At 68.8% G+C, this 11316-nt stretch carries 9 protein-coding genes; 5 read left to right on the top strand and 4 right to left on the bottom strand.

The genetic code is table 11. The annotated features are described in order from the left end of the window. From rpoZ to AC1D1W_RS10390, 4 genes are all read left to right on the top strand, one after another. Window positions 1-126: DNA-directed RNA polymerase subunit omega (gene rpoZ / locus AC1D1W_RS10405; protein WP_476943620.1), on the top strand; the 126-nt coding region annotated here is incomplete at its 5' end. A 52-nt stretch (window positions 127-178) separates the two neighbouring features. Beyond that, window positions 179-1492, top strand: a complete 1314-nt coding sequence (locus AC1D1W_RS10400) for a bifunctional phosphopantothenoylcysteine decarboxylase/phosphopantothenate synthase (protein ID WP_476943618.1) — start codon at window positions 179-181, stop codon at window positions 1490-1492. Window positions 1493-1569: 77 nt separating this feature from the next. Continuing rightward, the gene (metK, locus tag AC1D1W_RS10395) at window positions 1570-2805 is read left to right on the top strand and encodes a methionine adenosyltransferase (protein WP_243177381.1); all 1236 of its coding nucleotides are present in this window, start codon (window positions 1570-1572) and stop codon (window positions 2803-2805) included. Window positions 2806-2983: 178 nt separating this feature from the next. Then, window positions 2984-5173 (top strand): primosomal protein N', encoded by a 2190-nt coding sequence (locus AC1D1W_RS10390; protein ID WP_476943617.1) that lies wholly within the window; start codon window positions 2984-2986, stop codon window positions 5171-5173. A gap of 232 nt (window positions 5174-5405) precedes the next feature. On the opposite strand, the gene AC1D1W_RS10385 is transcribed toward AC1D1W_RS10390, so the two are convergent. The 4 genes from AC1D1W_RS10385 to AC1D1W_RS10370 form a co-directional block, all read right to left on the bottom strand. Further along, window positions 5406-6497 (bottom strand): glycosyltransferase family 4 protein, encoded by a 1092-nt coding sequence (locus tag AC1D1W_RS10385; RefSeq protein ID WP_243177383.1) that lies wholly within the window; start codon window positions 6495-6497, stop codon window positions 5406-5408. After that, the gene (locus AC1D1W_RS10380; protein ID WP_476943616.1) at window positions 6494-7420 is read right to left on the bottom strand and encodes an alpha/beta fold hydrolase; all 927 of its coding nucleotides are present in this window, start codon (window positions 7418-7420) and stop codon (window positions 6494-6496) included. Before AC1D1W_RS10380 ends, AC1D1W_RS10385 begins: the two co-directional genes overlap by 4 nt. Window positions 7421-7431: 11 nt before the next feature. Further along, entirely contained in the window at window positions 7432-8301 is an 870-nt protein-coding gene (locus AC1D1W_RS10375; RefSeq protein ID WP_243177385.1) for an aldo/keto reductase, read from the bottom strand. An 83-nt stretch (window positions 8302-8384) separates the two neighbouring features. Beyond that, window positions 8385-9347, bottom strand: coding sequence for a sugar-binding transcriptional regulator (locus tag AC1D1W_RS10370; protein WP_028276454.1), 963 nt, complete (start codon window positions 9345-9347; stop codon window positions 8385-8387). Between the two features lie 123 nt (window positions 9348-9470). On the opposite strand from AC1D1W_RS10370, the gene AC1D1W_RS10365 reads away from it, so the two are divergent. After that, window positions 9471-11258 carry a glycerol-3-phosphate dehydrogenase/oxidase gene (locus AC1D1W_RS10365; protein ID WP_476943615.1) on the top strand — a complete coding sequence of 596 codons (1788 nt, stop codon included), beginning with the start codon at window positions 9471-9473 and terminating at the stop codon, window positions 11256-11258. Window positions 11259-11316 lie beyond the last annotated feature (58 nt).

The raw sequence follows: 11316 nt of genomic DNA, 5'->3' as shown, positions 1-11316 counted from the left end.
GAGGGCCTGTTTGAGTACGTTGGCCCGCTGGTCGACACCAAGCTGAACGAGAAGTCCCTGTCGATCGCCCTGCGCGAGATCAACGAAGGCAAGCTCGTCTCCACGCCGATCGAAACCGCAGAGTAATTCCCCCCGCGGGAAGAGCCAAGTAAACAGACTGCCTGTTGACGGAGATCACGTGCGCATAGTCCTCGGAGTCGGGGGAGGGATTGCCGCCTACAAGGTGGCATCGCTCCTCCGGCTTTTTACTGAAGCCGGGCATGACGTCACGGTCATCCCCACCGAGGCGGCCACCCGCTTCGTCGGCGTCGCCACGTGGGAGGCCCTGTCCGGGCACCCGGTGAGCAACAGCGTGTTCGACGCCGTCCACACGGTCAATCATGTCCGGCTCGGCCACGAGGCCGAACTGATCGTCGTTGCCCCGGCCACGGCCGATCTCCTGGCCCGTGCGGCCAGCGGCCAGGCCGATGACCTCCTCACCAATACCCTGCTGATGGCCGGCGACTGCCCTGTGCTCATGGCCCCGGCCATGCACACCGAAATGTGGCAACACCCCGCCACCGAAGCCAACGTCGAAACCCTGCGCAGCCGCGGCGTCACGGTGCTGGAACCCGCGAGCGGGCGGCTGACCGGCGCCGACTCCGGGCCCGGCCGCCTGCCCGAGCCCGAGGCGATCTTCACCGCCGCCATGGCCCTCGCCGGCGCCGGCACGGCTGCCGCTTCTGAGGCGATGCCGGCCGTTGACTCGGACGCGACCACTGACCTGGCCGCCGCGCCGGCAGCGGCGCAGTCGGCGGTGACGCCGTTGGCCGGACTGACGGTGACCATCAGTGCCGGCGGCACCCGGGAACCGCTGGACCCCGTACGGTTCCTCGGCAACCGCTCCTCCGGCAAGCAGGGCGTGGCCCTGGCCGCGGCCGCCCGCGCAGCCGGCGCCCGCGTCCGCCTGCTGGCCGCCCACATGGAAGTCCCGGCGCCCGCCGGCGTCGAACTCGTCCCGGTCGAAACTGCCCTGGAACTGCGGGAGGCGGCGCTGCACGCGGCCGCCGACTCCGACGTCGTCATCATGGCTGCCGCGGTCGCGGACTTCCGGCCGGCGGACGTCGCCGGGACCAAGATCAAGAAACGCGACGACGTCGCCGATCCCGTGATCAACCTGGTGCGCAACCCCGACATCCTGCGCGAACTCGTCGAGGTCCGCGACGCCGCGTCCCGGAATCAGCTGATCGTCGGCTTCGCCGCCGAGACGGGCGATGCCGACGGTGATGTCCTGGACTATGCCCGGGCCAAGCTGCACCGGAAAGCCTGCGACCTGCTGGTCGTCAACCAGGTGGGCCGGGACTTGGTCTTTGGCGAGGACACGAACACAGTAGTCATCCTTTCCCGTGACGGCTCCGAACCCCAAGAGGCGTCGGGTTCCAAATCCGACGTCGCGGCTGCCGTGATCGACCGGATCAGCGCCGAGCTGAGCCGGGCTGTACCGCCGGCGTAGCCCGGCGTAACCAACATCTCCTTAGCACGGGGACACACGCCGCCGGACGTCCGTTATCCAACCAGTAAGGTAGTTGAGTGACTTTACCGCTGCACATCCCCGCCTTCCACGGGTCCACGCCCGCCGCGCTCCGGCTCTTCACGTCCGAGTCTGTGACGGAGGGCCACCCCGATAAGATCTGTGACCAGATCAGCGATGCGATCCTCGACGCCCTGCTCGACAAAGACCCCGAGTCCCGGGTAGCCGTGGAGACGCTGGCCACCACCGGGCTGGTCCACGTCGCGGGCGAGGTCACCACAGACGCCTACGTCGAGATCCCCCAGATTGTCCGGGAGACCATCCTGGGCATCGGGTACGATTCTTCGGCCAACGGCTTCGACGGCGCCCGGTGCGGCGTCTCGGTATCCATCGGCCAGCAGTCCAACGACATCGCCGGCGGCGTGTTCAACTCCCTCGAAGCGCGTGAGGGCCGCCAGGAGGACGACTACGACCTCCAGGGCGCCGGCGACCAGGGACTCATGTTCGGCTACGCCAGCGACGAAACGCCGTCCTACATGCCCGTGCCGATCTGGCTCGCGCACCGTCTCTCCGAGCGCCTGACCGAGGTCCGCAAGAACGGCGAACTCGCCTACCTGCGCCCGGACGGCAAGACCCAGGTCACCGTAGGCTACGACGGCGACCGCCCGGTCTCGGTCGAAACCGTCGTCATCTCCAGCCAGCACGCCGAAGGCACCAGCCTGGACCAGCTCCGGGCCGACCTCGCCGAGCTCGTGGTGGGACCGGTCATGGCACTGTCCAACCTGGACACCTCACGGACCCGCAACATCCTCAACCCCGCAGGCGCCTTTGTGATTGGCGGCCCGGTGGGGGACGCCGGCCTCACCGGCCGCAAGATCATCGTCGACACCTACGGCGGCATGGCCCGCCACGGCGGCGGCGCGTTCTCCGGCAAGGACCCGTCGAAGGTGGACCGCTCGGCCGCCTACGCAATGCGCTGGGTCGCCAAGAACGTGGTGGCCGCCGGCCTCGCCAAGCGTGCCGAAATCCAGATCGCCTACGCGATCGGCCAGGCCCGCCCGGTGGGAACCTACGTTGAGACGTTCGGAACCGAAACCGTGGACCCGGCCCGCATCAGCGCCGCGATCGCCGAGATCTTCGACCTGCGCCCGCGGGCCATCATCGACGCCCTCGACCTCAAGCGCCCGATCTACGCCAAGACCGCCGCCCACGGACACTTCGGCCGCGAAGACCCGGACTTCACGTGGGAACGCCTGGACCGGGTGGACGAGCTGAAGGCGTTCTTTAACGCCTAAGGCCCGGGACCGCACCGGCGTTCTGGGGCGTTTTGTCAGTGCCTCGTGATCTGCTGTAGCCAGGCCGCCTCCCGGTGGCCTGGCTACACGCTTTTTGAGTGCACTGCTTTTAGGGCCTGAATTTGAGTACCCGGTCAGTAGGTCGTTGTCGAAACAATCCGGAGGGGAGGTGCGAGCCGTGAGTCCCAATCCTGCCGGCGGCGCGCCCGGTGAACCCCAGCAGCTGTCCCTGCTCCAGGGTTTTCCCGCCTCCGCCGCGGAAGCGTCCGGGCCTGCCCTTGCGGCCCACCTGCCGGTGGCGCGGGTGCTGATCGAGTCCTCGCTGCCCCACCTGGACAGGCCTTTCGACTACAGCGTCCCCGCCGCCCTCGATGCCGACGCCATGCCCGGAGTCCGGGTCAAGGTCAAATTCAACGGGCAGGAACTGGCCGGATACCTGCTGGAGCGCACCGCCGGATCCGACGTCGGCCACCCCCTGGTGCCGCTGCACAAGGTGCTCTCCGCTGTCCCGGTCCTGACCCCCGCTGTAGCCGAGCTCGCCGGCCGGATCGCCTCGCGCTACGCCGGAACGGTCAGCGATGTCCTGCGCGTTGCCGTGCCGCCGCGCATGGCCAAGCTGGAAAAGGAATTCGCCCCGGACAGCCGGCTCGATCCCGCGCTGTTCGGCACCGAAACGTTCGGTCTGGCGACCGACGTGTCGCTTCCGTCGCCGGCTGCCGGCAGCGTCTGGACCCGGTACCGCAACGGTGCGGCATTCCTCGCCCACCTCGCCGCGGGGGAGTCGCCCCGGGCCGTGCTGACCGCCCTGCAGGGGTACGGGCCCGCCGGCTGGCCGCGGATGATCGCCGAAGCGGTGGCCGCGGTACGGATCTCCGGCCGCGGCGCCGTCGTGGTGGTGCCGGACTACCGGGACCTTGACCGCGTGGAATCTGCCCTGCTGGAACTGCTTCCCGCCGGCGACGTCGCCCGGCTCACCGCGGACGACGGCCAGACGCCGCGCTACCGCAGCTTCCTGCGCGTGCTCAGCGGCGCCGCCGGGGTCGCCGTGGGCACGCGGTCCGCGGCCTACGCACCGGTGCCGAACCTCGGGCTCGTCATCTGCTGGGACGACGGCGACGACCTCCACATCGAGCAGCGCTCCCCGTACGCGCACACCCGCGAAGTCCTCCTGCTCCGGGCCGGCCAGGAAGGGGCCGCGTGCCTGCTCGCGGCCCATTCGCGCAGCACCGAAACGGAGCGGCTGGTCGCCTCCGGCTGGGCCCAGGCCGTGGAAGCTGACCGGGCCGTCGTGCGGCGGACGGTCCCGCGGGTCCTGAACACAGCCGACAGCTACGAACTGGAGCATGACCCGCTCGCCCGGATCGCCAGGCTCCCCGGTGCGGCCTGGCGGGCCGCCAAGGAGGGCCTGGAACGGGGTCCGGTCCTGGTCCAGGTGGCCCGCGCCGGCTACGCCCCCTCGCTGGTGTGCGACACCTGTCGTGAACCGGCCCGCTGCACCGCCTGCAGCGGCCCCCTGGCGATCGCCGGCCCGGCCGGGAGCAGCGCCGTGCCGCAATGCCGCTGGTGCTCGGCCCCTGCCCCGGCCTGGCGCTGCGGCACGTGCAACGGCGCCAGGCTAAGGCGCGGCGCCACGGGAGCCCTCCGCACCGCGGAGGAGCTGGGCCGTGCGTTTCCGGGGAAACCGGTCATCACCTCCTCCGGGGACCAGATCAAGGCCACTGTTGCGGGGACCGCGGCTCTCGTGGTGGCCACCGTCGGTGCCGAACCGGTGGCCTTCGGCGGGTACGCCGCAGCCCTGCTGCTCGACGGCGACTCGCTGCTGCGCCGGGAAAACCTGAGGGCGGGGGAGGACGCGGTCCGCCGCTGGTTCAACGCCGCGGCCCTGGTGCGGCCCGCTTCCGAGGGCGGCCTGGTAGTCATCACGGCCGACGACGCCGCCGGGGTTGGCGCCCTGCTGCGCTGGGATCCCGCCGGATACGCCAGCCGGGAACTGGCACTGCGGCAGGAGCTGCAGCTGCCGCCCGCCGTGCGGGTCGCCTCCGTCACCGGCGGCAGGACCGCCGTCGGCCATTTCACCGATGCCATTCAGCAGCGGCTGGCGGCGCAGGGAACCGTCCTCAGGACCGCCGGGCCCGCGCCCGTCATTCTGCCGGCGGCCGCGGGGGCAGGCCGCACGCCGCCGCGGGATGCTGTGCCCCGGGATGCTGTGCCCCGGGACTCCGGCGAGGAGGTCCGGACCCTGCTTTTCATCCCCTACGCCCAGGCCGCGGCTGCCACGGCAGTCATGCGGGCCGTCAAGGCGGCGGCCGCAGCCAAGCGCAGCGACGACCCAGTGCAACTGCGCCTGGACGGCGTCGACGTCCTGTAGGACATTCCATTGCGTCCCCGCGGCTCACGTGGCCCCACCGGCACGGCGGTCCCTCTGTACAACGGGCGCGCATGCCGGCGGCCATTCGCCACAGACGGCCGGAATGAGGGTCCGTATTGCGGCCCTCTGCGGCAAATGGGTGGTCGGGGCCCGCAACACCGGCGTCATCCCGGCCTCGCTGCGGGTGGGGCGCGGAGTGGATCTCCGCGACGGCCACTTACAGCCGTTCCGGCTATTTCCGGTCGCGGGGCCGGTTCCGGAGCGCGACGGCCTCTTCGGCGACGGCCACGAGCCGCCGCGCCGACTCATCCCAGCTGAAGTCTGCGGCCCGCTCCACTGAACGGCGGGACCGTGCCTTCCACAGGGCGGGGTCCTCGAGCGTGCGCACCGCCTCGGCAAACTCCGCCGGGGAGTCCGGATGCACGTAGCTGACGGCGTCGTCACCAACCTCCCGGAAGATCGGGATGTCGCTGGCAATCACCGGCGTGCCGTGGGACATGGCCTCGACGAGCGGCAGTCCGTAGCCCTCGGCCCGGGACAGGCTGACCAGGGCGGTGGTGCGTGCCAAAAGGGCCTCATACTCGGCGTCGGTCACCCCGTTGTGGAAAACGATGCTTGCGCCCTCCGGAGCCAGGGCCTCGAGTTCGGCCCGCCGCTCGGGCGTGATGCGGCTGAGCAGATGCAGGGTCATGTCGGGGAGTTCCGCCATGCCGCGGACCATGGTCTCCACGTTCTTGTAGGGCATGAATGAACCCATGTAGAGCAGCGTCTTGTCGGCCCCCGCCCCGGGATCGCGCGGGGTGTGGCCGTGCTGGGGGGCGTTGCCGACAATCCTGACCGGACGCCGGGTGAGCCGGTACTTCGCCATCAGGGCCGCCGTGGTGGAGCTGATCGTCGCCACGATGTCCGCCCGGTTCAGCAGGAGCCGCTGGGGCCAGAAGGCCTTGTGGTACAGGCGCCACAGGACCCTGACGGGGGCCGGCAGGAATCCGGGAGGGGTGGGGTGCTCGTAGTAGATGAGGTCGTGCAGGGTCAGCACAAGGGCGTACTTCCGGCCCCAGCTGCCCATGGTCTGCATGGGGCATACCACCACGTCGGCGCCCAGCTTGTTGACCTTGGCCGCCACGAAGAGTTCGGCCGGGGAGAGCGGGCTGTTGATCAGGGTGTACGGAACGTCGGGCAGGAGCGCGAGCTGGCGGGTGTCGCTGATCAGCATCGAGACGTCGGCGATCCTGGCGGCCGCCGCGATCAGGCTGGCGCCGTAGCGGCTGATGCCGTCGTGGTGGTCCAGCCGGGTGAAGCGGGCATCAATGAGAATTTTCACGCGGCGTGGTCCTTTAGGAAGCGTCGGATGTAGCGGGCAGCGGGCTCGGGGGTTTCGTAGTGGATCAGGTGCCCGACGCCGGGAATGACCTCCAGCTTCCCGTCCGGCAGCCGCGCCGCGAGTTTGTACTGGTCCGCCAGCATGGCGATCTCGTCCTTCTCTCCCGCGATCAGCAGCACCGGCAGCGTCAGGTCGCCGGCCACCTCGGTGACGTTGCTGCCCACCGAGGCCTTGAAGGCCTGAAGCAGGCTCTCCCGGTCCGCGAAGGAGGAAAAATAGGCACTGTGCTGGGCGTGCACGAACCGGCGGATGTCCTTGTCCCCGGTCTTGGCCATGGTTACGCTCATCACCCGCACGATCGCCTGGCTGCGCAGCAGAGCCAGCCCGAGCCGCTGGGGAAGGCGTGCGGCGGCCTCGTAGTAGAGCACCGCAAGCTTCGTCATCAGGCCCTTGGGCCCTTCGAGGGCGGGCGCCGCGATGGGATTGACCAGGATCAGCTCGGCCACGGCACCCGGGTTGGCCGCCACGAAATGGCTGGCGATGATCGAACCGAACGAATGCCCCAGCAGGACCGTGTCCGCGCCCAGTCCCAGAGCAGCCATGAAACCGCCAAGGAACTGGCTGTAGCCGGCAACGCTGTGCCCGGTTCCCGCGAAGGCGGCCGAGCTGCCGAAGCCCGGCAGGTCCGGCATGATCAGGCGCATGTCCGTCAGCTGGTCGGCTACCCGGAGCAGGCCGTGGTGGTCGCCGCGGAACCCGTGCACCACCAGGATGGTGCGCGTTTCGGTGGTGACCTCGGCGGGTTCGTAGACCCAGTACGCGATCCGGGCCCCGTCAACCTCAACGGACGCGGCCCGGGTGCGGGCGTCGAGTCCGCCGCTGAAGAGGGGCGTGCGTGAGGACCCGGTATCCACTTGTTCCATTTGTTCGAATCCTATGCGACGTTGTCGGGGTGGGAGCCGGTCCGGAAGCCGCGTTCGAGGCCGCCGACCTCCGTCATATCCAGCGGGGAGAGCTCAAAGTCGAAGACCTCGAAGTTCTCGCGGATCCGGCCGGACGAGCTGGCCTTGGGGATGGCGATATTGCCCAGCTGGAGGTGCCAGCGCAGGATGATCTGTGCCGGTGTGCGGTCGTGTTCGGCCGCCAGGGCCAGGATCACCGGGTCCTTCAGGACCTGGCCGCGGCCCAAAGGACTCCACGCCTCGGTGCGGATGCCCAGCAGCTCATGCTTTTCCCGCAGTTCATCCTGCTGCAGCCAGGGATGAAGTTCGATCTGGTTCACGGCGGGCACCACCTCCGCCGTTTCCAGGAGCCGGTCCAGGTGCTGCGGCTGGAAGTTGGAGACGCCGATTGCGCGGACCTTGCCCTCGCGGTACAGCGTCTCCAAGGCCCGGTACGTTTCCGGGAACAGGCCACGGCGCGCGCACGGCCAATGGATCAGGTAGAGGTCGATGTATTCCAGGCCGAGGTTGGACATGGAGGTGTCGAACGCACGCATGGTGGCGTCGTAGCCGTGGTCGTCATTCCAGACCTTGGTGGTGATGAAGAGGTCCTCGCGGGAGACGTAGGGTGCGGTTTCCCCGGGCCCGCCTCCGGTGCCCTCAAATCCGGACAGGGCACCGATTCCCTTGCCGACGCCGGTCTCGTTGCCGTACATGGCGGCGGTGTCGAAGTGCCGGTAGCCGGTCTCGACCGCCATGGTCACCAGGCTGGCGGCGTCGCCCGGGGGGACCTTGTACAGCCCGAACCCCAGCCGGTCGATCAATACTCCGTTGTTCAGGGTCAGCCGGGGGGAGAGTCTCATGACAAAGACTTTACCCACTGGCGCTGGAGAGTGCCGGACCGCCGTTGCCGCCAGCCGCACCGGTCATGCTGCCCCGCAGCCGCTCAGCCCAGTCCGTCGAACCGGACGAGCCTGCGGGCGCTGGCCTCGTCCAGGATCAGGTCGGTGGCCAGTCCTGCCGCCAGCGCGCCCCTGAGCCCGTTGATTTTGGAAGCACCGGACACCACGCAGATGCGGCGCCGGACCTGGCGGAGCTGGGCCAGGTCCGGGCCGGTGGAGCGCGCGTTGAGAGTGATGCCGTCCGAGGACCCGTCGGCGCGGAAGAACACCGTGGCAACATCGCCCACCACATCGGAGTTCGCCAGGACGTTCAAGTCGTCTTCATCGAGGTAGCCGCCGGCGTAGACGTGGCTGGGGTAGTCGGCGTCGACCGATCCGACACCAAAGATCGCGATGCTCATCCGGGCCTGCAGCTCCAGGATCCGCTGAACACTCCGCTCATTCCACATGGCCTTTTTGGTCGCGGCGTGGTCGAAGAAGGCCGGCACGGGAAACTGTTCCACCCGTGCTCCGTAGGCGCTGCCGAACCGCCGCATGATGTCCGAGGCATAGGTGATACCGGTGGTCTGCATATTCCCGGCGCCGTTGAGCTGGACGATCACGCTGTCGTGGGTGATCTTGCGCGTCAGGTGCCGGCTCACGGCGCTCAGGGTGGAGCCCCATGCGACGCCGATGATGGCGTTGGAGTCCACCAGCGGTCCGATCGTCCGGGCGGCCTGCATGGCCACGCGGTCCAGTGTTTCCGCCTCATTGAGGGTGTCCACCACCGGAACGACATGGACATCCACCTTGTATTCGGCGCGGATCATGCCCTCGAGTTCGGGCCCGGTGTCCAGCGGGCTGCGGATCTGGATCTGCACCAGACCCGAATCGCGCGCCGCGGACAACAGCCGGGAAACCGTGGACCGGGACGTCCGGAGCTCGCGGGCGATGGCGTCCATGGTCAGGTCCTGCAGGTAATACAGCTGGGCCGCGCGGAGGGCGTCGGACTGGCGTGATTGCATCATGACATTTCCCATCTGCACGTTTGTGCATAGTGCTTGACTCCATTTTCCATTAGTCCAAAGAATAGTGTTGAACGGCGCCGCGCCACGGGCGCGCCGCACAGAATCAAACCCAAGGGAGCAATTTTGGGACAGAAGGACTCAGTCGGCACACCGGCGAACGATCGCGCCTCGGTGCAGAAGCTGCGGACGCGGCGGCACGCGCAGGTTCTGATCATCGGAGGCGGAATCAACGGGGTCGGAACGTTCCGTGACCTTGCGCTGCAGGGCGTGGATGTGGCGCTCGTTGAGCGCGGCGATTACTGCCAGGGTGCCAGCGGCGCCTCTTCCCACATGATCCACGGCGGCATCCGGTACCTCGAAAACGGCGAGTTCCGCCTTGTCCAGGAGTCGGTGACCGAACGCAACAGGCTTCTGCGGATCGCGCCGCACTACGTTAAGCCGCTGCAGACCACGATCCCGATCTTCAGCACCTTCTCCGGGGTCCTGGCCGCCCCCATGCGCTTCCTGACCCACAAGCAGGGCAAGCACACCGAACGCGGGGCGTTCCTGATCAAGCTCGGCCTGAGCATGTACGACTTCTTCTCCCGCGACGGCGGCACGGTTCCGCGCCACCAGTTCCGCGGACGCAAGCGCGCTCTGGCCGAGCTGCCCCGCCTGCACCCCGGGATCAAGTACGCGGCCACTTACTTCGACGCCTCCGTCCACAACCCCGAGCGCCTCACCCTCGACGTGCTCCAGGACGGCGAGAAGGCCGGCGGCGCGGACAGCCACGCCCGCGCCAGCAATTACGTCTCCCTGGTCTCGCTGGGCGGCTCCGGAACCCCCGGCACCCCCGGCACCCCCGGCACTCCAGGAACTACTGTCCAGCTGCGGGATGAACTGACCGGCGAGGTGTTCGACTTCACTGCCGACGTCGTCGTGAACACCACCGGCGCCTGGGTCGACCTGACCAACGAGGCCATGGGGGCGGCGTCGTCGTTCATGGGCGGAACCAAGGGTTCGCACATCGTGCTGGACCATCCGGAGCTGCTCGCGGCGTGCAACGGCCGCGAAATCTTCTTCGAGCACACCGACGGCCGGATCGTGCTGATCTACCCGATGGGGGACCGCGTCCTGGTCGGCACCACCGACGTCGACGCCGACATGGCCCAGGACGCCGTGTGCACCGAGGCGGAAATCGACTACTTCTTTGACCTGATCGGCCACGTGTTCCCGGACATCCCGGTGGGCCGCGACCAGATTGTCTACTCGTTCTCCGGTGTTCGCCCGCTTCCGAAGCACGACGCGACCCAGCCCGGCTTCGTCAGCAGGGACTACCGGATCGAACGCCGTGCGGAGGCGGGCGGCGCCGTCCTCAGCCTCGTCGGCGGCAAGTGGACCACGTTCCGCGCCCTTGCCGAGCACCTAAGCAACGACGTCCTGGCCGAACTCGGTATGGAACGGAAGGTTTCGACGGCGAAGCTCGCCATCGGCGGCGGCGCCGGCTTCCCGGACAGCGAGGACGGCGTCCAGCGCTGGATCAAGGCCCACATGTCGGCCGGCCGCGACGCCGCCCGCGTCACCGGGCTGCTGACCCGCTACGGGACCCGCGCCGAAGAAGTCATCCGCTTCCTGGACGGGGCCGCGGCCGGCGAGCCGGACAGGCTGCTGCATTCCACCCGCGAGCTGAGCACCCGGGAACTGGAGTTCATGGCCGCCCATGAGCAGATCGGGCACCTCGTGGACGTCCTCATCCGCCGCACGTCCCTGGCCTTTCGCGGCCTGGTGACCGGGGAACTGCTCAACGAAATCGCGGACATCCTTTCCGGACCGCTCGGCTGGGACGCGGCGCGCCGGGCCTCAGAGATCAGCCACGCACAGGAGGTGCTACAGCGGTTCCACGGTGTCCGGGTCCACAGCCTGGTCGCCTGATATTGCTTGCGTGCCCGGGCAGGGAAGCCCGGGTGCAAGCACTGCGCGGTCCGCCCTG

It is taken from the genome of Arthrobacter sp. P1_B4 (assembly GCF_056406555.1).
The sequence above is the reverse complement of the archived record's forward strand: the minus strand, read 5'-3'. Positions and strand labels throughout refer to the sequence as shown.